This window comes from Lientehia hominis, from assembly GCF_021044755.1.
Classification (GTDB): domain Bacteria; phylum Bacillota; class Clostridia; order Lachnospirales; family Lachnospiraceae; genus Lientehia; species Lientehia hominis.
This window is the reverse complement of record NZ_JAJNOR010000006.1, coordinates 1-24,982: the sequence shown is the minus strand read 5'-3', so window position 1 is coordinate 24,982 and position 24,982 is coordinate 1. Positions and strand designations below refer to the sequence as shown.

The following is a 24,982-nucleotide window of genomic DNA, read 5'->3' as shown; positions in this document are numbered from 1 at the left end:
GTGATTATTTTAAAGGGTAATGTTATCCCATGTACCGGCGCCCCTTTGATGGAAAAGGCGGCGGTGGCTGTGGAAGACGGTAAGATCTCCCGGGTCTGCAGACAGAATGAGCTGCAGGCCCCGGAGGACGCGGAGATTTTGGAGATAGAAGGCGGGACTATCATGCCGGGGCTGATCGAGCAGCACTGTCATATTGGGAACAGTGGAAAACCCAGTTCTCTGGCGTTTTACTGTACCAACCCGTATGAAGAGACCGTGTATATGCTGGAAGAGCTGGAAGAGCTTCTGAACGCGGGATACACTTCCATCCGGGACGTGGGCGGCACGGCAAATTTTCTTAAAAAATCCTGGAAGATGGGCAAGGTCAAAGGTCCGAGAATATTTGCGTCGGGCCGTTTGATCTCCGATACTGGGGGACACGGCGACGAACTGCAGAGCTTTCCCCTGGAGTTTTCCAAGACCGGGCTCAGCGGAGTCCTGATTGTGGACGGAGTGGAGGAGTGCCGGAAGGGGGCACGCCTCATGTTCCGTGACAGAGCGGATTTTCTGAAGATATGTACGACAGGCGGGGTGATGTCGGAAGGAGACCAGCCTGGCCACGCTAATTTTACAGTGGAGGAGATCCGGACGTTTGTGGAGGAGGCAGAGCTAAAGGGGACCTATGTGGCTACCCATGCGGAAGGGACGAAGGGAATCTATCAGGCACTCATCGGGGGAGTGAAGAGCATAGAGCATGGTACGTTCCTGGATGACCGGTGCATAGAGCTGATGGAAAAATCGGGGGCCTGGCTGGTTCCTACTCTCTCTACTATGTACTTGCTGACTAAGAATAAGGACAAGCTGGTGCCTTGGACGAGGGAGAAGGTAGACGGAATCTATGAGCAGCACTGCAGCGCTGCGAGAAAGGCCTATGAGGCGGGCATCAAGATTGGCACAGGAACGGACTTCATTTATGACAGGTCCATGATGCCGTACGGAAAAAATGCTATGGAGCTGGAGCTTCTGACGGAAATTGGGATGTCCCCGATGGAGGCCTTGATGGCGGCGACAAAAACGGGAGCGGAAATCATTCTGAGAGGGGAAGAATTGGGGACCGTAGAAGAGGGGAAACTGGCGGACCTAATAATCGTTAAAGGAAACCCATTGGAGGATATCACCCTTTTGCAGGAGGCCGGGAACATACCGGTCGTCTTGCAGGAAGGGAAGATCGTAAAAGATAATACCGGAGTGCCATCCCGCTAGATTGGGCAGGAGGGGGCATCCGGACGGTTTTCAAAGGCCTTGAAAAAGGCCACCGCATAGTCATAAAACAGTTGGGTGGAGGGATCAGTCATGGCTGACGTGCAGGACACATACAGTGGCTGGTACAGGTGGTGATTTTCAATCCGTTTCAGGACAATCTGTTCCTTGGACGGTTCCCAGGTCTCCGAGGGGAACAGTGCCAGTCCGACGTTCTGGGCCACCAGAGAGTCGATCATGATCTGGCTGTCACATTCCACAATGATTTTGGGCTTGAACCCCAGGATTTGGAAAAAGCCCCGGGAAAATGCTCCAAATGAATTCTCTTGGCTCAGGACGATAAAGGATTCCTTGCTGAGTGCCTGTAAAGACAGGGTTTCCTGTTTTGCCATCGGGTGCTCTCTGGATAGGCCGATCATACATTCTTCACTGAGGAGCTTGGTGGATTTCCGGAAAGGAGAGGAGCCGATCATCTCCTCCGAAGCGTGCAGCACGAGGCTGCATTCCGCGGGAATCTTATGCGGTGATGAAAAATGGTATAGATTGATGTGAATGTGCGGATAAGATTGATGAAAAGCAGCAAGCAGCTGAGGAAGCAGCCGGTTGTCATGTATCATGGCAATATTGACCGGCGGCAAGTACACAGAGGCTTGCTGCTTCATTTTTTCCCGGGCCTCGTTCAGAGTATCCAGGATGTGGTCAGTATAGCCAAGGAATACGATGCCGTTTTCATTGAGCAGGAGCTTCTTACCCTCCCGGTTGAAAAGCTGCACGCCCAGCTCGCTTTCCAAATTTTTCAGAGAACGGCTGAGAGAAGGCTGGGATATATTTAAGTCGGCGGAAGCTTTTGTAATATTTTCAGATTCCGCTATTTTCTTGAAGTAAACAAGCTGATAAAATTCCATACTACTACCTCCACAATAAAACAGACAGCACTTTCCGTAATTATATCCCTAAAAAACAGAAGATGTCAATAAAACGTGAAAAAGGTCGGATAAACAGCCCCGAACCGGGAGAAAGAAAAACAGTTTGGATAAAACTGCGTAAACTATACCAGAGCATTCATATCACGGCAATATAAAAACTTGAAAGCGGAGGAGAAGCAGGCAATGGAAGTGTGGGATATTATGATACAAAATACTTTTTGGAATCATTTTTAGTCAGCTCCGATCAAGCTCCAGTTCAGCACCGGCAGAAGTTCCGGACCGTCACGATTTCGGTTCGCTGGCGATGCAGGGGCCGCTTTATCTCCGTTCCGGCAGTACCGCTTACATGTCGACAGGAAATCCTTATGATTTCCCGTCTCCTGTTCGCTCAGAAACGGAATCGGTATTTCCGTTTCTGCCTCCCTCCTCCTGGAGAACACCGGCCGCTGCCCTGCGGCGCTCGCCTTTAGGCCGGCCCGGAATCTCTCTGCCGGTGCCCTGCCTGCCGCGCTGTACCGGACAAATTTAATTTCTTAGATTCCAGAAAAGGAGTGGATATCCCCAGGGCCCGCACGCCTTACGGCAGCGGGCCTCGGTGGCTTTCCCAACAAACAAAAGCTTATTTCGGTGCGGGAAGAGGAGCAGGAGGAATGATTGGATTCCATCATAAGGGGAGCGCCGCAAAGATGCTGGTTACGGCTGCCAGCGAGCCGCCTGGATGGAAACGGACTTCCTCCCGTCCCCTCTGATTTGCAAAGATAAGTTTGTTTGAAAGGTATTCAAAAGTATTACAAAAAAATCCAGGATGTAAAATGCGTGTCCGTTCCAATCACCAGAAAATCCCATCTGCATACGAATCTGGGCTTCGATTCACTGGCCTTTGTCAGCTTGTTCCTTAAGATAAAGGAAGGGTTTCAGATATTCTTTGGGATAACAAAAATAGACCAGTGTCCGCAGAACGGCGCATATATCAGCAGTATCCGGGGGACTATTAGGGCAGAAGAAATTAAAAAGAATTAGCACTCTCCTCTTGACAGTGCTAAGGATACGTGTTATAGTACGAATATAACAAAAAGAGGGAAAGTACACAAGGAGGTGTCCTTATGAATATTAATAAATTTACGCAGAATTCTCTGCAGGCAGTTCAAAACTGCGAGAAACTGGCTTATGAATATGGAAATCAGGAGATCGACCAGGAGCATCTGCTCTCCAGCCTGCTGTCTCTGGATGACAGCCTGATTAAAAAACTGATCGTCAAGATGGAAATCCAGCCGGAATATTTCGTGAACCGGGTGGATGAGGCGCTGAATAAGAAGGTCAAAGTATCCGGAGATTCAAAGCTTTATGTCAGCAGTGACTTGAACAAGGTCCTCATCAACGCGGAAGATGAGGCAAAACAGATGGGAGACGAATATGTGTCGGTCGAGCATCTGTTTCTGGCACTGCTTAAATATCCCAACGCCGCGATAAAAGCATTGTTTAAGGAATTCGGAATCACCAGGGACCGCTTCCTGCAGGCCCTTACCACAGTGAGAGGAAACCAGAGGGTGACCAGTGACAATCCGGAAGCCACTTATGATACACTGGCTAAATACGGAACGGATTTGGTAGAGAGGGCCAGGAATCAGGAGATGGATCCGGTCATCGGACGGGACACGGAGATACGGAATATCATCCGAATCCTGTCCCGAAAGACTAAAAACAATCCGGTGCTCATCGGAGAACCCGGCGTCGGCAAGACAGCCGTAGTCGAGGGGCTGGCCCAGAGGATCGTCCGGGGCGACGTGCCGGAAGGACTGAAGGACAAGATTGTGTTTTCTCTGGATATGGGAGCCCTGGTGGCAGGGGCGAAATACCGTGGTGAATTCGAGGAGCGGCTTAAGGCTGTCTTGGAAGAAGTGAAGAAGAGTGAAGGAAAGATTCTTCTGTTCGTGGATGAGCTCCATACCATAGTTGGGGCCGGAAAGACGGACGGAGCCATGGACGCGGGAAATATGCTGAAACCCATGCTGGCGAGAGGGGAGCTGCATTGTATAGGAGCCACGACCCTGGACGAATACCGCAAATATATCGAAAAGGACGCGGCCCTGGAGCGGAGGTTCCAGCCGGTCATGGTGGATGAACCCACGGTGGAGGACACAATCTCCATCCTGAGGGGGCTTAAGGACAGGTATGAGGTATTCCACGGCGTGAAGATCAACGACGCGGCCCTGGTAAGCGCCGCAATCCTGTCTAACCGCTATATTTCCGACAGGTTCCTGCCGGATAAAGCTATCGACCTGGTGGATGAGGCCTGTGCGCTGATCAAAACGGAGCTGGACTCTATGCCGACGGAGCTGGATGAACTGTCCAGAAAAATCATGCAGCTGGAGATTGAAGAAGCAGCTTTAAAGAAGGAGACGGACAACCTGAGCAAGGACAGGCTGGCTGCTCTGCAGAAGGAGCTGGCAAATTTCAGGGAAGAGTTCGGAAAGATGAAAGCCCAGTGGGATAATGAAAAGACCTCCGTGGAAAAGCTCCAGAAGCTGCGTGAGCAGATAGATGAGATCAACAGTCAGATTCAGATAGCCAAACAGAACTATGATCTGAACAAAGCCGCCGAGCTTCAGTACGGCAGACTGCCGGAGCTTACAAAACAGCTGGAGATTGAAGAGGAAAGAGTCAAAGGGCAGGATTTGTCCCTGCTTCATGAAGCGGTGACAGAAGAGGAAATTGCCCGGATCATTTCCCGGTGGACGGGGATTCCGGTGGCGAAATTGACGGAAAGTGAGAGAAATAAGACGCTGCACCTGGATGACGAGCTGCATAAGAGGGTAATCGGACAGAACGAAGGGGTCACGAAGGTGACGGAGGCGATAATCCGCTCCAAGGCCGGCATCAAGGATCCGACGAAACCCATCGGTTCCTTCCTGTTTCTGGGTCCCACCGGCGTCGGCAAGACTGAGCTTGCGAAAGCTTTGGCTGAAAGCCTGTTTGACGACGAACAGAACATGGTCCGTATCGATATGAGCGAATATATGGAGAAATACTCCGTATCCCGTCTGATTGGAGCGCCTCCCGGATATGTCGGCTATGACGAAGGCGGTCAGCTGACAGAGGCCGTGAGGAGGAAGCCTTATTCGGTGGTCCTGTTCGACGAGATCGAGAAAGCCCATCCGGATGTGTTCAATGTGCTTCTGCAGGTGCTGGACGACGGGCGTATCACGGATTCTCAGGGCAGGACAGTGGATTTTAAGAATACGATCCTGATCATGACCTCCAACCTGGGATCCTCTTATCTGCTGGAGGGGATAGATGAGAAGGGGACTATCAGGCCGGAAAATGAGAAGCTGGTCATGAATGACCTCAAAAATCATTTCCGTCCGGAATTCCTGAACCGTCTGGACGAAATCATTATGTTCAAGCCGCTTACAAAGGATGACATCGGCCATATTATCGGGCTGATGGTGGAAGGCGTGAACAAGCGCCTGGAGGAGCGTGAAATCTCCATCCGACTGACAAAGGCGGCGGAGGACTTCGTCGTGGAAAATGGATATGACCCGGTCTATGGCGCAAGGCCCCTGAAACGGTATCTCCAGAAGCATGTAGAGACTCAGGCAGCGAAGCTGATACTGGCAGATCAGGTGAGGGCCGGAGATACTATTGTCATGGACGTAAGGGACGGGGCCCTGACGGCCTATGTGGAAGCGAAGCGATAAAGAAAAGGAAGGTGTATTCCCAATGGAACTGCCAAAGGACCCGGCAATGCTTTTAAGTATTGTCAATATGAAATTGAGGGATTTTTATCCCTCGCTGACGACGCTCTGTGAAGAGATGGAGATAAAAGAAACAGAACTTACGGAACGTCTGGCTTCCATCGGCTGTGAGTACGATGCCGAAGGAAACCAGTTTGTGTAAAGCCCCCCTAAGTTGGATAGTACATGTGTCCTCCTGCATATAATAGATAAAATACGCAGTTAAAGGGGACAGGAACCTTGGGAAAGCGGGGAGTCACAGTTCTTTTAACCGTTTTGCTGGCAGTCTGCCTGCTGGGAATGGAAAAAATAAAGAGCCAGGAGGCCGGCACGGAGCCGGAACAGGAAGAAAATATAAATGTGGGGGCGGAGACGGCTGAGAGCACGGCGGAGGATGAACCTCGGCTGGTAGCTCTTACCTTTGACGACGGCCCCCATGCCGTTTATACGAAGAAACTGCTGGACGGCCTGAAGGAGCGGGAAGTAAAAGCCACTTTCTTTCTCATTGGAAAAAGCATTGAGGGGAAGGAAGACGTAGTGAAACAGATGGCCGGGGACGGTCATCTGATTGGAAGCCATACGTATAACCATGTGCAGCTGACAAAGCTCCCAGTGAAAAAAGCGTGCGAAGAAATTACGATGACCAATGACGCCATTTACAATGTCACCGGGAAGATACCGGAATATATCCGGCCTCCATTCGGGTCCTGGGACAAGAAACTGGAATGTGCGGTCAACATGACGTCGGTGCTGTGGAATGTGGACCCGAGAGACTGGAAGGTGCAGGATACGGACACGGTGGTGAAGCATGTGCTGAATCATGTGGAAAGCGGGAGCATCATCCTTCTCCATGACGTTTACGATACATCCGTAGAAGCGGCTTTTCAGATCGTGGATGCGCTGAAGGAACAGGGCTATACTTTTGTCACGGTGGACGAACTGATCTTAGATTAAAAAATCATTCTTTTTTCAGCCATTCCAGCCGCTCTTTGATCTTTTTTTCATAGCCGAGATCTGTCGGTTCATAAAAGACGGTTCCCACCACTTCGTCGGGCAGATACTGCTGCTTGACATAGTGATTGGGAAAATTGTGAGCATACTTATAATCCAGTCCGTGTCCCAGCTTAGCGGCTCCTTTATAATGAGAATCCTGAAGATGGGGAGGGACTGTTTTCATCTTTTCAGAGCGGACCCGTTCCATGGCAGAATCTATGGCCATACAGCAGGCGTTGCTTTTGGGTGCGGAGGCCACATAAATGGCAGCGTGGGACAGGACGATGCGGGCCTCGGGCATACCGAGGCGTTCTACCGCCTGCGCGGCGGCCACCGCCACCTGGAGGGCCTGAGGATCCGCGTTTCCCACATCCTCGGAAGCACATATCATGATACGGCGGGCGATGAATTTGATGTCTTCGCCGGCGTACAGCATACGGGCCAGATAATAGACCGCGGCATCGGGGTCAGATCCTCTCATACTTTTTATAAAAGCGGATATGGTATCGTAGTGGTTATCCCCTGTTTTGTCGTATTGTATGGCGCGTTTCTGGATACACTCCTGGGCGACATCCAGGGTGATGCGGATCAGGCCGCGCTCATCTTTTGCCGTAGATAAAGCCCCCAGCTCCAGGGCATTGAGGGCGGAGCGGGCGTCTCCGCCGGAAATATCGGCCAGGAATTCCAGGGCGTCCTCCTCTATGGATACATTCAGCGCTCCAAGGCCTTTTTCCTTGTCATGGACGGCACGGGAGAGGAGCTCCTTGATATCCTCTTTTGTGAGGTCCTCCAGCTGAAAAATAATGGAGCGGGAGATAAGGGCGCTGTTCACCTCAAAATAAGGATTTTCCGTGGTGGCGCCAATCAGAACGATGGTCCCATCTTCTACGAAGGGCAGCAGATAATCCTGCTGTCCTTTATTGAATCTGTGGATTTCATCAATGAACAGAATGGTCTTTTTTCCATACATGCCTAAAGCGTCTTTGGCTTTGTGGATGACCTCCTCCATGTCCTTCTTGCCCGCGGAGGTGGCGTTGATCTGCGTGAAGGTGGACTTGGTGGTATTGGCGATGACTTTGGCGATCGTCGTCTTCCCGGTGCCGGGCGGGCCGTATAAGATGATAGAGCTCAGCTTATCCGCGGCGATCGCGCGGTAGAGCAGGGTGCCTTTGCCGATGATATGCTTTTGGCCGACAATTTCCTCCAGGCAGGACGGACGCATCCTGGCGGCAAGAGGAGCTTCTTTTTCCTGGGTGTTTTCTCTCATATAATCAAATAGATCCATAATATCCTCCGGTTCAAACATACGTTCCTGCATTTTTCTCCATTATACCCTTTCCCGCCCCTGGTTGACAAGGGGAATACACGGTAAATGAAAGGAATTTTAAATGACCGGCGAAAGAAGGGTATGATATAATAGCAGCATCAATGTGCAGGAAGGGAAGGATCGCAGATGCAGAATGAATTTTCCAGGACAGAGCTTCTTTTGGGACGTGCTCCCATGGAAAAGCTCAGAAACAGCCACGTACTGGTATTTGGGGTGGGAGGAGTAGGCTCTCATTGTATAGAAGCCCTTGCGAGGAGCGGGATCGGTACCTTTACCCTTGTGGATAATGACGTGGTTTCCCTCACCAATATCAACCGTCAGAGCATCGCCTGCCACAGCACCATCGGGCAGTATAAAACACAGGTGATGAAAGACAGGATCCTCGATATCAATCCGGGGGCCAGGGTGACAGTCAGAGAACAATTTGTGCTGTCGGATGATATCGGGGAACTGCTGGAAGAAAGACCGGATTATATCGTGGATGCCATCGATACGGTGACGGCAAAGGTCTCTCTGGCCGTATTGGCGGAAGAGAGAGGCATTCCGATCATCAGCAGTATGGGGACCGGGAATAAGCTCGACCCTTCCGCTTTTGAGATTGGAGACATTTACGAGACCTCGGTCTGCCCTTTGTGCAGGGTGATGAGGCGGGAGCTGAAAAAACGAGGCGTGGAACATCTGACTGTACTGTATTCCAAAGAAGAGCCGGTTCTCATATATCCTGCCGGGACAGACATGGAAACAAAGGGAAATTCCGGGCGTCCCGCGCCGGGGAGCGTGTCTTTTGTTCCTCCTGTGGCGGGGCTTCTTATGGCAGGCTATGTGATACGAAGGCTGGCCGGGGTGTGATATCATCTCATCCAAAAAAGTTTGCAGAGCTGTAACGAATGGAGGAGCGCGGTTACTAAACTTATAGAAAGGAGAAATCATATATGGATACGATGGAAGTAGTTTACCAGAAATACGCCAAAGCCGTATACGGGTTTCTCCTGTCAAGGACAAACCATCCGGATCTGGCGGAGGAGCTGACCCAGGAGGTTTTTTATCAGGCGGTCAAAAGCGCCGGCCGGTTTAAGGAAGAAAGCAGCGTCCTCACCTGGCTGTGTTCTATTGCGGGCCATGTATGGTGCAATTATCTCAGAAAGAGGAAACAGGAAAGGACGGCCGGACTAGAGGAGACGGATCAGCAGTTGTCCGTGTGTTCCGCGGAGGATACGGCAATCGGGAACTGGGACAGCCTCCGGACCTTGAAAGCTCTCCACAGGCTGGAGGAACCGATGCGGGAAGTGATGTATCTGCGGCTGACAGCGAACCTATCCTTTCGCGAGATCGGTGAGATCATGGAGCGGACAGAGAATTGGGCAAGGGTAAACTTTTACCGGGGCAAAGAGAAGATATGGAAGGAGGTAAAGAAAGATGAGCCAGAAAATACCGTGTGAGCTTATACAGGACCTGCTGCCCTCTTATGCGGACGGACTGACCTCCGAGGTGAGCGGCAGAGAAATAGAGGAGCACCTCCTTACATGCAGAGAATGCCGCTGCCGGTATGAAGCACTGCACATTCCTTCGGAAGAAGGGAAAAAAGAGACACAGAGCAGTAACCGGAAAGAGATTGACTATCTGAAAAAGGTCCGGAATAAGAACCGGGCGAAAATCGCGGCTGGAATCATCGGGACGATTATGATCCTGGCGCTGGCTGTGTTCTTCAAACTGTTTGTGACAGGAAGCCCTTCTTCGGGCTATGAGCCTGAGATTTCCGTGGACCAGGGGCAGGTACAGATCAAGGGAACGCTTACAGACTCGGCTGCGGCTTTTGTTAAATGCGGGCTTGTCTCAGAGGGAGAGAAAAAAAGACTGGTCGTGTATACAGCTCTGCCGTCCTTTTGGAACAAGAATGGCGATTTCTCCACTGGTTATTCCCTGGAGGAGATAGGAAAAGGACTGCTGATAAACGGAAACGAAGTCATGCCCGACGGCAGTGTCATTTCCAGCAAAGCCGCGGAATTGTTTGAAGAGAAAAATCCTTATATCGGGGATATGCCTGCAAACGGCCGCATTGCACAGACTCTGGGCATTTCGGATGATCTGGGCGGTTTCCAGAACTCTCTTCAAACGACGGAGGAGCCTTACGGTTGGACTCTGGAATTTAAGGATCCGGTCACCGGAAGCGGGGAGGAATTGTTTCGAAGCAGGATGGAGGCTTATTCCTGTGTGCTTTTGGCGCTGATAGACAATGCGGGAGAGATTTCCTGGACCTATCAGGCGGAGACAGAGGACGGCGTACATGAGAGGAACGGGAGTGTGACGGCATCTATAGCTTCTCAGAGGCTCGGGAAAGATATCAAAAGCTTCTCGGGGAGCAGAAAACAAGTGCAGGAGCTGCTCGATGAACTGGGAATCCGCTGATAATACAATGCCTTTAATCTGTTCTTTTGGGAACGGCATGTCCTGATTACGGCATGTTTATACAAATCCCACAGAAAATCTAAGTTTTTTTGTCAAAAAACCTGTTTTCTAGTGCCAAGAATGTCTTTTTATGATAGAATGGGCACAGAGCGCAACCACTGTAGGGTGTGGCCGGAGAGGCCACGGCAGGGTACACGATCAAAGGCAGGTGGATTTGGAAATATGAAGGAACGGATTAACCGTCTTGCAAAAGGACTGATTGAATACGATGAAGTGCAGGTCTCTTTTTCTGCTGCGCAGATAGAAGAGGCCGTGGTTCTGGATGATAAAAAACGGGGAGAATTCCATGTTATCTGTGAGGAGGGAAAGGCCGTCAAGGGATTGGTCTATTCCACCAATCAAAAAGTAAGCCTGCTCAGCGAAAATTTTATGGGAAAGGACTGCCGGATCATTTATGAGATAGACGCCTCTTACGCGGAAGGAGACATCACGGGAGAATTCCAGGTGGTCTGCAGCGGAGGGGAGTTCCGGATTCCCTATCATTTTCATGTCTGCGCGGTAAATCCGGAGGGCCGCCAAGTGACTTCCCTGAAGGAATTTACCATACTGGCCAAAGAAAACGAGGAAGAGGCTCTGAAATTTTTTGAGTCCTCTGATTTTATCAAATGTCCGTTCATGCAGGAAGCCGGTATCAGAGTCTTGTATGATGGGCTTTGGGGCCGGGGAAACCGACAGAATGCGCTGGAAGAGTTTTTGGTAGGAGCCGGTTCGAAAAAACCGGTCCTGTTTCACATAAAAAAGAAAGACAGAGATTACCAGGCTCCTCCGGAGTCCTTTTATGATACCTTGGTCATTAAAAGGAGCGGATGGGGATATATCCGCCTGGAGCTTACCGCGGATACTGATTTTATCCAACTGGAAAGGACTGCTGTCACTGAGCAGGATTTTGACGGAGATGCCTGTACGGTGGGCTATACGGTGCGTTTTGACCGGCTTCATGCGGGACATAACTGGGGAGCCATCCGGGTGAGCGGGATATATGGAGAAGAGAAGGTGCCTGTTTCTGTCACCCTTCATTCCAACCGGATCTGGACAGACGGACCTTCCTGTAAAAAGGATTTTAATAATTTTGTCTCTTTGGATCTTAAGCAGTGGGCGGGAGAATACGAAAAGAACCTTCTTCTCAACAGTATGCAGACGGCGCTTTCCCGTACTCATGCCACGGCGCAGAACCCCAGTGTCATCCGGCTTTATCAGGCGGATATCTTTTTGCTACAGGATAAAAAGGATCAGGCTCTCCAGATGATGGAAGAGGCCAGAGACGCGATTTTGGACAATCGGGACAAGGATGTTGCCTCCTACTGCTTCTATATGTATCTGAAAGTCCGGGAAAGTGGGGAGAATGTCCAGAGACAGACCATGGTGAAGCTGCTCAGAAAGTATTATGAAGAAGGCGTTGCCTCGGACATGGCGCTTTACATTTTAATGCAGACGGATCAGGAGCTTCTGGAAAATGACAGCCTGGCTTTATCCAGGCTCAAAGAACATTTCCGCAAAGGGTGCAGAAGCCCTTATTTATATCTGGGTGTTTGCCGGATTCTGAAGAAGAATCCGGAGCTTTTGCGGGTCATGGAGGAGTTTGAAATACACAGCCTCTGGTTCGGGGCCAGATATCATATGGTGGAAGAGGGGCTGGCAAAGGCGGCAGCCATCCAATCCATACAGGTGAAGCGGTGCAGGAGGCTCTGCCTCAGACTCTTGAAAAAGCTGTATGAGATATATCCGTCCAAAGAGATTCTGACCGGCATCTGTGCGATGCTGATTCGGGGCGACTGCCGGAGCGGGGCCGATTTCAGCTGGTACGCCAAAGGGGTGGAAGAGGATATCCATCTGACCCGCCTTTATGAATACTATCTGTATGCGCTGCCGGAAGGATATGATAAACCGCTCCCGCGGATACTGCTCCTGTATTTTTCCTATAACCATACGCTGGATTATCATGCACAGGCAATCCTTTATCTGAATGTGCTCACATACATGAAAGAGGACGATGAGATTTACCGGGCTTATGAGAGCCAGATCGAGAATTTCGCGGTGGAGCAGCTGTTCCAGAGCCATATGAATGAAGCCCTGGCCCAGATATACAGCCAAATGGTCTTTCCGGAGATCATTGATGAAAAGATAGCCCGGGTGCTTCCGAAACTTCTGTACGCCAAAAATATCCGGTGTGAGAATCCGCGGATGCGCCAGATCGTGCTGTGTTATGAAGAAATGCGGGGAGAAACCGCAGCTACCCTGAGAAACGGGAGGGCCTATGTCCCGGTCTATCTGGAAGACGTCCATGTGATGTTCCAGGACGACTACGGAAACCGGTACAGCGGCATACCTTATTCCATGACGGGCATGATGGACTGCCCGAAGCTGGCAGAGCGCACGGCAGAGCTTTATCCGTCCCATGAGATGATGCGCCTTTTGAGCTGTCAGCAGGTGCTCGCCAAGAAACAGTATTGTATGGAGGATATCGATATCCTGAAGGATATCTCCCAGGAAGAGAATATCCATGAGCTGTACCGGAAAAAATTGGTGTCGAAGATCATTTCCTTTTATTATAAAATGGAAGAGACGGCGGCCTGTGACGAATATCTTCTCAGCATCGATAAAAAGCTGCTGAAAGCAGAAGACAGGCTGAAGGTCATGGACGCCCTTATCACCAAGGATTTCCATGACGAGGCATATAAGATGGCCGCGCGGTACGGATACCGCAGCCTGAATATCAGCCGGATTCTGAAGCTGACCTCCAAGATGATCCTGAAGCATTTGTTTGAGAAGGACGGGCTTCTTCTGGAAATGGCTTATTACTGTTTCGTGGGCGGCCGGTATGACGATGTGATCGTGGAATATCTGTGCTGCCATTACAATGGACTGAGCCGGCCCATGTACCATGTCCTTTCCGCGGCCCTTACCGGACGCATAACTGTTTATGATATGCCGGAGCGCCTGCTGGGACAGATGCTTTTTGACGGAGTATACTGCCACATGGACGAGGTGTTCCGATGCTACATTGAAGGGAAATCTGTGGACGAGAGCCTGGTGCGGGCTTATCTGGTGGTAAAGAGCCAAATGTATTTTGAAGGAAACGGAACGCTGGACGCGGATATCCTGGGCTACGTAGAAGTTCAGATTGAACGGTATGACATCAAGAATGGTCTTCCGGAAATTTGTATGCTTGCACTGACTAAATATTACAGCACGGCAGATGGGCTGACGGACCGTCAGATCGAACTGTGCCAGAGTATCATCGACGAGCTTTATCGGAAGCGCATCGTATTCGCTTATTATAAAGGGCTGGGCCGGTTTATCGACCTTCCCCGGGAGCTGATGGGGAAAACTGTCATTGAGTATCACGGAAAGCGCCGCCAGAGTATCTGGATCCACCAGAGACTTCTGCCGGACGGCGGAGAGACGGTCATAGAAACGATTCCCCACATGTTTGACGGTTATTTTGTTAAGCTGGTGTCCCTGTTCTATGGAGAGACGATGGAGTATGAAATCTATGATGACACCAACAGTGCGGAGCCGGTGCTGACAGGCACTGCTCAATATGAGGGAGACAGCAGCCGGACGGAGGGCAACCGCGCCGGACGGCTGGATGAACTGCTTCGCCTGCAGGCGTCGGAAGACGGGGATTTGAAAGAAAAAATGGAGAGCTATTCTGTCCGGGATGCAATGACGGAGAAGCTGTTTGAATATTTGTAAGTGTTAAAGGTTGAGGTGGAGAAATGCAGGAATTACTATTGGGAATCGACATATGCGATGATTACAGCCAGATCAGCTATTTTAACCCGCAGACTCTGGAGGCAGAGAATCTCGGGCTGACTGAGGATGAGAGTTCCTGCATGGTCCCCACGGTCATCTGTAAGGAAAAAGGAACAGATTCCTGGTTTATTGGCGAGGAAGCGTACAGGTGTGCATTGTATGGAAAAGGCACTATGGTGGATAAGCTGGTGAAGCTGGCGGGAAAGAAGGGGACGGCTACCATCGAAGGAATCAAATATTCCGCCGATGATCTGCTGCGTATTTTTATAAAGCAGATTCTGGCGATACCGGTGGGACGCCTGGGCAGCGATAAATTTGCTTCGGTAGTGTTCGCATTTCAAAATAAGAGCGCCGATGTGATGGATACGGTCATAAAGGTGACAGATGAAATGGGTATACCGAGAGAATGCGTACACATGGCAAACCATGCGGAGACGTATCTGTTCTATGTCATCAGCCAGAAAAAAGAGCTGTGGATCAATCAATCCTGCCTTTTCGATCTTTCTGAGACAGGGCTTCATTACTACGAGCTCAACGTGATTCGGGGAAGGAAGCCGCAGGTGGTCGAGGTAAACCACGAAGAGCTGGAGGAAGGCTTCAGTCTGGAGATTCTGGAAACGAACGCCGGGAAAAAGCTGGGTGATACGATCCTCAGCTCCTGTGCCGAACGGCTTCTGCAGAGGAAGGTCATGACCTCCGTATTCCTGACGGGAAAAGGTTTTGAAGACAGCCAGTGGGCCGCTGGCTTCCTGCGCTTCGTCTGCAATAAGCGGAGGGCATTTTCCGGCCCCGGCCTTTTTGCCAGGGGGGCCGCATATATGGCATACGATCATATACAGGAGGAGACTTCTTATCCTTACGTATGTCTGTGTGAGGGACGTCTGCAGTCCACCATAAGCATGCAGGTCTGGCATGAAGGCCGGGAACGGCAGCTGGTATTGGCTTCGGCCGGGAGCGACTGGTATGAGGCAAAAGCCGCCGCGTCCTTTATACTGGACAATACTAATGTGCTGGAATTTCTTGTGACGCCGATGGGAAACGGCCGCCAGAGTAAGCTGACGATCCAGCTGGATGAATTTCCGGCTAGACCGAACAAGACAACAAAGGTGGAGGTGATCGCAGCGTTTCTGAGCGAGTCCAAGATCAGCATCCGTGTCATAGACAGGGGATTCGGAGAGTTTTTTCCTGCGGCCGGCCAGATGATACGCCAGGATTTTCAAATATGAAAACAGACAGAAGATGGAAGAGGGGCCATTATGAGTGGGTTGATTTTATGTAACGATACAAATGTAAAGAATCCGTATCCCATCGCGGAACTGGGGATATCCCTGCATACTGCGGAGGAGCTCTGTTATTATATCTACAACTATGTGTTTCTGCTGGAAAGCGATTTCATCAATGAGCCTCTTTTATATTTTATCGGCACTGAGCTGGCCATGCCTAAGCTGGAAGAGAAGATCCGCAAGTGGATCATGGACCAGTCAGATATGGCTCAGATTCTGTTTATGATCCTGCAGGATATCCACTACTACAGCGAAGCGGAGCTGGGAGTATTTAAAACTCAGCTGGAGTGGATGCGCCGTGCCAATCCTTCCGAGCGGGCGAAGAAAAAGGCGGATTATCTGCTCCAGAAGCGGAAATATGCGGGAGCCATACATTTGTATGACAGTATAATCGGCGGGGAACAGGATAAGGGAATGACAAAAGAATTCATGGGTGCGCTGTATCACAACAAGGGTGTGGCGTATGCGGGACTCTTTGAAGCCGAAAAAGCCCTGGAGTGTATGGAAAAGGCATACGAGAGCCTGGAAAGAGAAGAAATCCTGAAGGAAATTTTTTTCCTTTGCCAGATAAGCGGAGAGCTGGAGCTTCCTGAGGCCATGATGCTGGCGGTGCCGGCGGAGCAGCAGTTTAAATGGAAGGAAGAATTCGATACTCTGTATAAGCACCTTATGTATTCGGGAAAGGGAAAGGAATTGGAGGAGCTTTGGGAGAAGGATTCCATCAGGCGAAAGGCCGGGATCCAGAAATTGCTGTCACAGTGGAAACAGGAATACAGGGAGATGGCGAAATCATGAATATTGCATTGATTGGATTTATGGGCGTGGGGAAAACAACGGTTTCCCACGCCTTAAGTGAACGTCTTGGCATAGAAGAGACGGATATTGATCAGTGGATCGTGGAAAAAACGGGATGCCCCATAGCGGAGATCTTTGAAAAAGAAGGAGAACAGGCCTTCCGGGATAGGGAGACGGAGGCGATAAAAGAGCTGGCGTCGGGAGACGGCCGAATCCTTTCCTGCGGGGGAGGGGCGGTGCTGCGGGCATGCAATGTGGAGGCGCTGAAGCGCGACGGGGTGATCGTGCTTCTGACGGCCGAGCCGGAGACCATCTTTGAACGGGTGCGCTGCGGGAAATCCAGGCCGGTTCTCAATGGGAACATGAACGTCGGATATATTGCTCAATTAATGGAAAAAAGGCGGCCTGCCTATGAGGCGGCCGCGGATTTTGCGGTGATGACGGATGGAAAACCCGTTGAGCAGATTGCAGCAGAGATCGCTGAAAGAATCGGAGATAAGCTGTCGGTGGCTGACAGGATTTAATCACTTGGCGTCTGCCCAAGCTTCAAAATCAGGAACGGGAAGCGGGCGGGAAAAGATGTATCCTTGTACGAGCTCACAGTTTATGCTGCGAAGAAAGTCCAGCTGTTCAGGAGTCTCGATTCCCTCTGCCACAGTATGGACTTTCAGCTTCCTGGACAGTTCCAGGAGACAAGAGACCACATCTTTCGCTTTTTTCTGGGAGATATCCAGGAAAAATCTCCGGTCTAACTTAATGGTATCCACATCAAATTCCTTTAACAGGCCCAGGGAAGAAAAACCGGAACCAAAGTCATCCAGGGAGCAGAGAAAACCGAGCCGGTGCATTTCTTTTATCTGGTCTTTGATATTTTCGATATCCTGGTCTTCGAAGAAAACAGATTCAGTCAGCTCCAGTTCTATCAGACCGGTCGGTATATGGTATTGTCCGGCTATCCCGGCGAGATCTTCGAGGATGCCGGGTTTTTTAAAATTCTGACGGGAGAGGTTGACGGAAATAGGGAAAATTTCCCGTCCCTCCTTTATCCAGCGCTCCAGGACAGAGCAGACCTTTGTGAATATATAAGAATCCAGCTGACAGATACTTCCGTTCTTTTCAAACAACGGGATAAAATCGGAAGGATAGATCATACCTTTGAGGGGATGATCCCAGCGGACGAGGGCTTCTGCCCCTGTGACCCGTTCGTCTGCCAGCCGGACCTTAGGCTGCAGAAAGACTTTAAAATCCTCATTTTCCAGAGAAGGGAGGAAAAGCGCATTTAGTTCCTGCTCTTTTTGAAGACGCGCGGTAAAGGAGGCGTCATAGAATATACAGGTATCGTCGTCGGCGTCCAGGCGGTTCTTGCAGGCTGTTTTTGCCCGGTCCTGCATTACAGTGACTTCCACGGACGGATTTTCCACGATATATGCGCCTTGCAGCATCACCAGATGGTAAGGCAGTTCCAGACTTTGATTGAACTCATTCAGTTGTCCAAGGAGCGAGGACAGACGTTTCTGGATGGACGCCGGTTTGTTTTCCTTCAGGCACAGAAAGAAATTATCGGCCTCTCCACGGGCCGCCAGCTCCTCCGGACCGAGATTTCTTTCTAAGGTGTGCATGATATACCGGAGGGTATCATCCCCCCGCCGGACACCGAAGCTCTCGTTGATCAGCTTGAAATTTTTTACATTGAGGGACACAATGGTATAAGCGTTGACCGGAGCGTTTTGAAAGAGCCCTCGGCACATGAGCTGGAAGCGGAGGTTATTTATGCCTCCGGTCACACGGTCGGTAAAGGCCAGGTGCTCCAGCTGCCGGCGGTGCTTTCTGTAAAAGAAAAACATGGCTGCCAGAAGCGCCGCAAACAGGAGGATGATACACGCGGTGATGATATAGGTCTTTGCGATATATTGGTCTGTTTCATAGGATATCAGGTTTGCCGGTATCAGCGTGAGGAGGACCCAGTCATAACTGCCCAGCGCGTTATAGGCCATGATGGAATCAGTCCCGTCCGCCGCAGTAAAGGAGAGAAGTCCGTTCTGTCCGTTTCTCATATCTTCCTGCATCTGTTCGATGGAATTTAAGACATCACGGTCATCCTGTTTGACAAAAATATCATCCAGGGCAAGGAATGGCTCCAAATCCGTTGGTGAAATGATGACTTTTCCCTCCCGGTCCAAAATGCAGGTGAGGCTGAGTCCGCTGAAGCACTGAGTCCGGATCAGCTTCTGCATGTTTTCCTTGTTCCGTATGCCGGCCAGGACGCCGGCCACTTGCCCGTCTTTTATAAGGGGAATAGAATAGAGGATACTTTGCCGGCCTAAAATGGAGACGCCATTTTCTCCTTTCAGAGAAGCTTTTATGCCGGGAAGCTCTGACAAGTTTTCGGGAATTTCGCCTGTACTGCAGGTGGTTCCATCCAGGCCGGTTACAATAAGACTGTTAAAGCCCAGGGACTGTGTTTTTTCATCCAGGAACGCTTTCAGCACATCCGGCTTTGCTGCGCCGCTGATTTTCAGCAGGCTGTCCCCGACCATTTCCAGATCATAGGTGAGTCTGGAGAGGCGGAAGTCAATGTTGTTCTGCACCTGAAAGGCGACATCGGTTACATAAGCGCGTGTCTTCTGGCTCACGGCGGTCTGAAGTCTTGCCGAATTTTGAACGGCAATGACAGACAAAGCAATTACAAGCACGGTGAAGGCGCAGAGAAGTATTCTGCTGCTCAGATGCGGTGAGACAGGGCCTTTTTTCTGCTTTTTCATAGGATTCTCCTGAATAGAGGAATAGTGTCAGCTGTCCGTCAAAGGACAGAAAATTACAGGATAAAGTGTAGCGCCTGCGGCAGAATAAAACAAGGCCTAATCTGTGTACATAAGTATATAGGTAAGGGGGAAATATCTACATGATGAAAGAGGGAAGGACGGAAGAAATCCCAGACAAGAAGCATACATTGTTTGCGTTTGTATATCAAAGCCTGCTTGAGCAGATCATGGCGGGACGGCTGGCTTACGGCGGGCGGCTGCCTTCTATGAAAGAGCTTTGCGGCATATATCACGTCAGTATGCGGACGGTTCGTGATGTGCTCGCCGCCTTGAAAAAAGACGGTTATATATGGACGGAGGAGCGAAAGCCGGCGATGGTCATCTGCCGGAGAGACGCGGAAAATAAAAGGGATCTGAATATTAGGGACGTACTGTCGGAACGGGTTTCCATTTTTGAAGTATATGAGACTATGGCGGTCCTGATGCCCCGCCTATTTTCTGTCTCCGCTGCTTTCTGCAGTACGGAGGATTTTATAAAATACGATTCTGCCATAAAACGTGGTGCAAAGAAGGATATAAACAGGACATGGAGAGTGACCTCTGCGGTGTTTTACGATATTTTGGAAAAGTCCAATAACCTTCTTTTCAACGATCTTTATACCAGCATGGAGCTCTATACTCAGATTCCTGCGGCGGCCTGCTCAGAGGATGAGCATCCGTTCAGGGAAAGGGAGAGCAGAGAAAGGATTGACAGAATAAGAGATATGGTAAATTCTCTGAAGAGAAATTACCTGCCGGAGGTTGAGGAGAAATTTGCCGTCATTTACCGCAGGGCAGCTGAAGCAGTGCGGGAGTATGGAAACCAGCAGCCGGAAAAAGAAACGGGACAGGGAGCGGGGCGGAAGGTTTCGTATGTCTGGAACCCGGAAAAAAGAAGGACTTATCTATATATGCATATCGGAAGAGAATTGATCAAAAAAATTGGGACCGGAGAATATCCGGCGGGAAGCCTGATACCGCCAGAGGCGGCCCTTGCCCGAGAATACGGTGTGTCTCTGGCAACAGTGAGAAAAGCGGCAGCTATGTTAAACGAGCTGGGATTTGCACAGACCGTGAATGGGAAGGGAACATACGCAAAGCTGCCGGACAAAGGCTTTCCGGTACACTTTCTGGAGAAAGAAACGTACAGGCAGGATTTGATGCTGTATGTGAGCGCACTGCAGTTCATGGCCGTCTCCATTGGACCGGCGGTCTTTCAAGCATTCGATGGGATAGACCTTGAGCTTACAGAGAGACGCCTCAAAAAGAGAAGGAGGGAGGGAGAACTTCCGATTGCTGTATTGACGGGGACAGTAATCGAGAATATCCCTCTGGAGCCCATGAAAGAAATTTTCGTGAAGCTGGAACGGCTGCTGCAGCGGGGCTATTATCTGTTTTTCTTCCGGTACGGAAATAGAAGCCTGAACACACTGCGCCAGAGAAGCCTAGCGGCTGTCCATTATCTTCAGATAAAAGACAAAAAAGGTTTTGCAGAAGAACTGGCTTCCGGATACAGAGGAATCCTGAAATCTGTGCGGGAATTCGCGCTGGAATATGGAGTGGAGGAAGCCAGGGGCATCACGGTGCCGTCTGCCTTTTGAGATCATGTATGCAGCAGACGGAGGAGGTCCGCCAGCTTTTCTGCGTCAAGCTGACCAGGAGCGGAAGCCTGGCCCGAGGTACCGAAGGTAAGGCAGGAACCGAAAAACTCTCCGCCCACCCGGCTGATGACTCCCAGCGGTCCCATGGACATGGTGATGATGGGACAGCTCAGGGACTCTGAGGCCCGAAGGGTGGCTGATAAAAGTGCCAGCACATCCTTTTTTGTATGGGGCATTACAGCCAGCTTGGCGATGCCGCAGCCCATGCTCTCCATGAGGCACAGGCGGGAAATCAGCTCAGCCTCCGGAGGGGTTTTTTCAAAATCATGGCTGGACAGTATAACAGGAATGCCCTTTTGACGGGCCAGAGAAAGGAGGGGATGAAGCGGTGAGGAAGCCAGGAGGTCTTCCGGCATAAGATCTGTTCCGGTATACAGCTCCAGGTCCAGAAGGTCCGCCATACCGCTTCGGAGAACCATTTCATTGAGCGCCAGATAGTTTTCGGCGGACAGATCTCCTCTGCCCCCTTCCTGCATAGTCCGGAAGGTGAACAGGATAAGGGAGTCGGGAAGGATCTGGCGAAGCTGGGCCAGAATTCTGCGGACTTTCTCTGGTTTTGTGACGTCTCGGAAATGATCGGCCCTCCATTCTATTGCATCGTGGGGAAGGCCGGAGATCCTTCCGGCTGCTTCGAGGATATCCGGTTCGTTTCTGCCGGTGATCGGTATGCAGAGTTTTGGGATTCCCTCTCCCAATTTTTTGCTGCGTATTGTCAGCGGTTTCATATCAGCCCTCCTTTAGTTAATTCCTTTGTGATCTCAGGAATCACGCTGTCGTCAATCTTACGTTCCAGGAAAAATTCACAGGCATATTTTGCCTGAGCTACCAGCATCGAAAGCCCCGTGATCCCTTTCATGCCGAGGCTGCGCGCCTGGGCAGCAAGGCGGGTCACGGCGGGATTGTATATGATATCCAGTACACACCGGCAGGCAGTGAAGGGAGTCAGGTCCAGAGGAGAAGATGAGAGGTCCGGAAACATGCCGACAGGAGTCGTATTTACGATGAGCTCTGCGTCTGTATGGTGAGTCAGGCATTCCTCATAGGTGACAGCGTTTCCTTTGCCGCTCCGGCTCACAGAGATAATGGAGGCCGCTCCCAGCTTCTTAAGGACTGCCAATATGGCAAGGGATGCGCCTCCTGTTCCGAGTACCAGAGCTTTTTTTCCCAATACTTCTGTCTGGCTGGATACCGTCATATATTCAAAACCAGAAAAATCGGTGTTGTGGCCGATAAGTCTGCCATCTTTGTTCACTATGGTGTTGACTGCTCCTATGGCGGCAGCATGGGCGTCTATTTCGTCCAGATAGGGTATGACCTCTTTCTTATAGGGAATAGTCACATTGACAGCCTTAAAAGCGCGGCTTTTCATAAATTCCGGGAATTCCTCCCGAGAGAGGGGGACCAGGTCGTAAGCATAGTCCGCCAGCTTTTCGTGAATGAGCTTTGAGTAGCTGTGTCCGAGTTTTTCACCGATCAAACCATATTCCATGGATGCGTATCCTTTCTTTTTGCTTATCTTTTTGACTTATTCCCATAATATCATATACAAGTTTCAATTTCACTAGATTATGCTCAATTTATCTATGACTTTTTGACACGGTTTTCTTGATGATTTCATGGAAAGCCAGCTTGACATATGCTGCACACCTGGTATAATAAAGGCATGGAAAGTAAACTTTCCACGAGGGAGAGAGGACATTGTGAAAAACCGTTTAGAAGAATTGAGGAAGCAAAGAGGCATTAAACAAGAAGATCTGGCTTCTGAACTTGAAGTATCCCGACAGACAATAGGTTCCTTGGAAAATGGAAGGTACAATCCTTCCATTCTGCTGGCCTTTAAGATCGCAAGGTACTTTAACATGAGCATTGAAGAGATATTTATATATGAGGAGGATCCAAAATGAAGAAGCAAAGAAATTATCTTCTGATCATAGGGGGGATTGCTTTAGTGGTCTTAGGTCTATTTTTGATTAAAACGGCTGATGATCCTGCGGGATTTATGACCGCTCTGCCATATGTCTGTGTTGGAGTCGGATGCGGGATTTTTGGGCACGGAATGGGAAATATTGCTTCAGTCAAGGCGGTTGAAAACAGCCCTGAGCTTCGTAGACAGATGGAGATCGATAAAAAAGATGAGCGGAATATTATGATCTCCAATTCTGCGAAAGCAAAAGCGTATGATCTGATGACATATGTATTCGGGGCTCTGCTGCTTGCCTTTGCCCTCATGGGAGTGGATATGGTGCCTGTACTTTTATTGGTTTCCGCTTATCTGTTTGTTCAAGTGTATGGTGTTTGCTGCCGTATAAAATACGAGAAAGAAATGTAAATCTTTATGGGAGGATCATTATGGATGACGATTTGATAGAAGAAATGTTCAGTGGCTTTTGCAAGACCTTTAATGAGACGAGGACAGTGATCTGCGAGTTTGTGAAGAGGGATGGGCAGATCCGTCTGGAGAGCGCCGGCTGTGCCTATGGGAAATGTCCTCACAGCAAAATGTGTTTACTTATGAAGCAGGCCAGAGAAATGGAAACCCTATAGGTTTTGTGGCATCGACACAAATCTTAATGTTTTCTTTATGGCGTGAGACGAGGAGCATGAGAGACAGAAAAGGTATAATTATTCTATCTTTCATGTTAAATTGTCTTATATCGGCTGGAAATTGTTGATAATATCAGAATGATTAAAGGCGGATGAGGGACAGAAGGGGCAGATTCATAGAAGTAATTAACGAAAGGAGGGCTAGTGTCCATCGTGCAGATGGTTGACGGGGGCGTCGGAGAATACATATAAATTGTATATAAGAGGATAGAAACGGAAGGGGGAACCGTTTTTTTTCTGATACGAATTTATTCTGACGTCAGACGCAGAAATGCGCGGCCGAATTAATTAAATTAATTTCATGAGTTATGGAACAATTACTTTGAGATCACCTGAACAATATTCTCTTTTGAATGGGTTCAGGGGGATTTTGGCAGGTGAAAATGAAAAGTAAGTGTTGCGGTAACGATGAGATTATGATCGATGCTAGCTTACTTTGAGTTGTTTCAGGACACCCGCCAGGGTATATTCCATAGGGATATACGGCAGAAGGGTGTTTTTTTATTTCTTTTTTATAAAACAAGGGAGAGGAGAACGAGGGTGAAAACATTTAATAAAATTCTGGATGGAATTGAAAAGGCAGTCGTGACCATTGACAGTATACTCCTTGTATTTATCACTGCGGTTATTGTATTTCAGGTTATTGCCAGAAAACTGAACATCTCCATGACAGGAACGGAGGAGCTGGCAAGATATGCATATGTGATCTTCGCATTCTTGGCCTGGCCCATCGCCGCTCTGAGGGGGACGGACGTATGCGTGACCTTTTTATTCGATAAGCTGCCGGGAAAGATACGGCATGCAGTGCTGGCGGTCTTTCATATTGCCATGTCTGTATTTGCGGGGATCTGTGTCTACAGTATGATCAAGAACATTGAGAACGCGAATGGCATTATCGCTGCATCCAACCGCTGGCTGCACATCAGCTGGGTCTATATCATCGTGGCGGTCGGCCTGGTGGCTACCGTGATCTTCAACATCGTACGATGCGTATTCCTGCTGACCGGCCAGGCTGTCTATGTCTCACAGGATGAGAAGGACGCCATGGAGCTGGAAGCAGCGAAAGAAGAATTTGAAAAACAACAGAAAGAACTGGAAGAAAAGGGGGAATAGCATATGGATCCGATCTGGGGATTATTACTTTTATTGGTTCTTTTCCTGTCCGGCCTGCCGGTCACCTATGCCCTCGGCTTTTCCGCGCTGTTCATCATGCGGTTCAGCACGGGCATGAAATGGGTCACCATCGGCCAGCAGATGATGGCGGGCCTCAACAGCTTCACGATCCTGGCGGTGCCGCTTTTCCTGCTCGCCGGAAAGCTGATGAACAAATGCGGAGTCACGGACCGTCTGTTTAAGTTCGCGAGGGCCATAGTGGGCTGGCTGCCCGGCGGCCTGGG

24 protein-coding genes are annotated in these 24,982 nt (G+C 49.9%); 18 read left to right on the top strand and 6 right to left on the bottom strand.

Annotated features, from left to right (window positions below):
- Entirely contained in the window at positions 1-1,242 is a 1,242-nt protein-coding gene (locus LQE92_RS10565) for a metal-dependent hydrolase family protein (RefSeq protein ID WP_231062929.1), read from the top strand.
- On the opposite strand, the gene LQE92_RS10560 is transcribed toward LQE92_RS10565, so the two are convergent.
- Together LQE92_RS10560 and LQE92_RS10555 are read right to left on the bottom strand one after the other, a co-directional pair.
- Complete coding sequence (locus tag LQE92_RS10560) at positions 1,239-2,144, bottom strand: LysR family transcriptional regulator (protein WP_231062928.1); 906 nt, start codon at positions 2,142-2,144, stop codon at positions 1,239-1,241. The genes LQE92_RS10565 and LQE92_RS10560 overlap by 4 nt on opposite strands.
- A 251-nt stretch (positions 2,145-2,395) precedes the next feature.
- On the bottom strand, positions 2,396-2,605 hold the full coding sequence (locus LQE92_RS10555; protein ID WP_231062927.1) for a hypothetical protein: 210 nt from the start codon (positions 2,603-2,605) through the stop codon (positions 2,396-2,398).
- Positions 2,606-2,981: 376 nt separating this feature from the next.
- Here LQE92_RS10555 and LQE92_RS10550 point away from each other — a divergent pair, with 376 nt between their 5' ends.
- From LQE92_RS10550 to LQE92_RS10535, 4 genes are all read left to right on the top strand, one after another.
- Positions 2,982-3,185, top strand: coding sequence for an acyl carrier protein (locus LQE92_RS10550; RefSeq protein WP_231062926.1), 204 nt, complete (start codon positions 2,982-2,984; stop codon positions 3,183-3,185).
- 83 nt (positions 3,186-3,268) lie between these two features.
- Positions 3,269-5,863, top strand: coding sequence for an ATP-dependent chaperone ClpB (gene clpB, locus LQE92_RS10545; protein WP_231062925.1), 2,595 nt, complete (start codon positions 3,269-3,271; stop codon positions 5,861-5,863).
- A gap of 22 nt (positions 5,864-5,885) precedes the next feature.
- Complete coding sequence (locus LQE92_RS10540) at positions 5,886-6,062, top strand: DUF4250 domain-containing protein (RefSeq protein WP_231062924.1); 177 nt, start codon at positions 5,886-5,888, stop codon at positions 6,060-6,062.
- A gap of 77 nt (positions 6,063-6,139) precedes the next feature.
- Positions 6,140-6,853, top strand: coding sequence for a polysaccharide deacetylase family protein (locus LQE92_RS10535; protein ID WP_231062923.1), 714 nt, complete (start codon positions 6,140-6,142; stop codon positions 6,851-6,853).
- A gap of 4 nt (positions 6,854-6,857) precedes the next feature.
- Here the strand turns inward: LQE92_RS10535 and LQE92_RS10530 are convergent, their stop codons facing one another.
- Entirely contained in the window at positions 6,858-8,177 is a 1,320-nt protein-coding gene (locus LQE92_RS10530) for a replication-associated recombination protein A (RefSeq protein WP_231062922.1), read from the bottom strand.
- Positions 8,178-8,345: 168 nt separating this feature from the next.
- Here LQE92_RS10530 and LQE92_RS10525 point away from each other — a divergent pair, with 168 nt between their 5' ends.
- The 7 genes from LQE92_RS10525 to LQE92_RS10495 all read left to right on the top strand — a co-directional run bounded on the left by LQE92_RS10525 (position 8,346) and on the right by LQE92_RS10495 (position 17,043).
- Positions 8,346-9,068: a tRNA threonylcarbamoyladenosine dehydratase gene (locus LQE92_RS10525; RefSeq protein ID WP_231062921.1), complete on the top strand. Its 723-nt coding sequence runs from the start codon at positions 8,346-8,348 to the stop codon at positions 9,066-9,068.
- Positions 9,069-9,151: 83 nt separating this feature from the next.
- Positions 9,152-9,658, top strand: a complete 507-nt coding sequence (locus LQE92_RS10520) for an RNA polymerase sigma factor (protein ID WP_231062920.1) — start codon at positions 9,152-9,154, stop codon at positions 9,656-9,658.
- Complete coding sequence (locus LQE92_RS10515; protein ID WP_231062919.1) at positions 9,636-10,625, top strand: DUF4825 domain-containing protein; 990 nt, start codon at positions 9,636-9,638, stop codon at positions 10,623-10,625. Before LQE92_RS10520 ends, LQE92_RS10515 begins: the two co-directional genes overlap by 23 nt.
- 222 nt (positions 10,626-10,847) lie before the next feature.
- Positions 10,848-14,381 (top strand): DUF5717 family protein, encoded by a 3,534-nt coding sequence (locus LQE92_RS10510; protein ID WP_231062918.1) that lies wholly within the window; start codon positions 10,848-10,850, stop codon positions 14,379-14,381.
- 23 nt (positions 14,382-14,404) lie between these two features.
- Positions 14,405-15,667 (top strand): DUF5716 family protein, encoded by a 1,263-nt coding sequence (locus LQE92_RS10505; protein WP_231062917.1) that lies wholly within the window; start codon positions 14,405-14,407, stop codon positions 15,665-15,667.
- Between the two features lie 30 nt (positions 15,668-15,697).
- The gene (locus LQE92_RS10500; RefSeq protein WP_231062916.1) at positions 15,698-16,519 is read left to right on the top strand and encodes a hypothetical protein; all 822 of its coding nucleotides are present in this window, start codon (positions 15,698-15,700) and stop codon (positions 16,517-16,519) included.
- Positions 16,516-17,043 (top strand): shikimate kinase, encoded by a 528-nt coding sequence (locus tag LQE92_RS10495; protein WP_231062915.1) that lies wholly within the window; start codon positions 16,516-16,518, stop codon positions 17,041-17,043. Before LQE92_RS10500 ends, LQE92_RS10495 begins: the two co-directional genes overlap by 4 nt.
- Here the strand turns inward: LQE92_RS10495 and LQE92_RS10490 are convergent, their stop codons facing one another.
- Positions 17,044-19,281: a bifunctional diguanylate cyclase/phosphodiesterase gene (locus tag LQE92_RS10490; RefSeq protein ID WP_231062914.1), complete on the bottom strand. Its 2,238-nt coding sequence runs from the start codon at positions 19,279-19,281 to the stop codon at positions 17,044-17,046. It abuts the gene before it with no gap.
- Between the two features lie 140 nt (positions 19,282-19,421).
- On the opposite strand from LQE92_RS10490, the gene LQE92_RS10485 reads away from it, so the two are divergent.
- Positions 19,422-20,921 (top strand): GntR family transcriptional regulator, encoded by a 1,500-nt coding sequence (locus tag LQE92_RS10485; protein ID WP_231062913.1) that lies wholly within the window; start codon positions 19,422-19,424, stop codon positions 20,919-20,921.
- Between the two features lie 2 nt (positions 20,922-20,923).
- Here the strand turns inward: LQE92_RS10485 and aroD are convergent, their stop codons facing one another.
- Positions 20,924-21,706, bottom strand: a complete 783-nt coding sequence (gene aroD, locus LQE92_RS10480) for a type I 3-dehydroquinate dehydratase (RefSeq protein ID WP_231062912.1) — start codon at positions 21,704-21,706, stop codon at positions 20,924-20,926.
- Positions 21,703-22,470 (bottom strand): shikimate dehydrogenase family protein, encoded by a 768-nt coding sequence (locus tag LQE92_RS10475; RefSeq protein ID WP_231062911.1) that lies wholly within the window; start codon positions 22,468-22,470, stop codon positions 21,703-21,705. Before LQE92_RS10475 ends, aroD begins: the two co-directional genes overlap by 4 nt.
- Positions 22,471-22,681: 211 nt before the next feature.
- Here LQE92_RS10475 and LQE92_RS10470 point away from each other — a divergent pair, with 211 nt between their 5' ends.
- From LQE92_RS10470 to LQE92_RS10450, 5 genes are all read left to right on the top strand, one after another.
- Complete coding sequence (locus tag LQE92_RS10470) at positions 22,682-22,885, top strand: helix-turn-helix transcriptional regulator (protein ID WP_231062910.1); 204 nt, start codon at positions 22,682-22,684, stop codon at positions 22,883-22,885.
- On the top strand, positions 22,882-23,310 hold the full coding sequence (locus LQE92_RS10465) for a hypothetical protein (protein WP_231062909.1): 429 nt from the start codon (positions 22,882-22,884) through the stop codon (positions 23,308-23,310). The genes LQE92_RS10470 and LQE92_RS10465 overlap by 4 nt, the downstream gene beginning before the upstream one ends.
- Before the next feature lie 20 nt (positions 23,311-23,330).
- Positions 23,331-23,525: a ubiquinone biosynthesis protein UbiE gene (locus LQE92_RS10460; protein ID WP_231062908.1), complete on the top strand. Its 195-nt coding sequence runs from the start codon at positions 23,331-23,333 to the stop codon at positions 23,523-23,525.
- A gap of 600 nt (positions 23,526-24,125) precedes the next feature.
- Entirely contained in the window at positions 24,126-24,698 is a 573-nt protein-coding gene (locus tag LQE92_RS10455) for a TRAP transporter small permease (RefSeq protein WP_231062907.1), read from the top strand.
- Positions 24,699-24,701: 3 nt separating this feature from the next.
- Positions 24,702-24,982: TRAP transporter large permease subunit (locus LQE92_RS10450; protein ID WP_231062906.1), on the top strand; the 281-nt coding region annotated here is incomplete at its 3' end.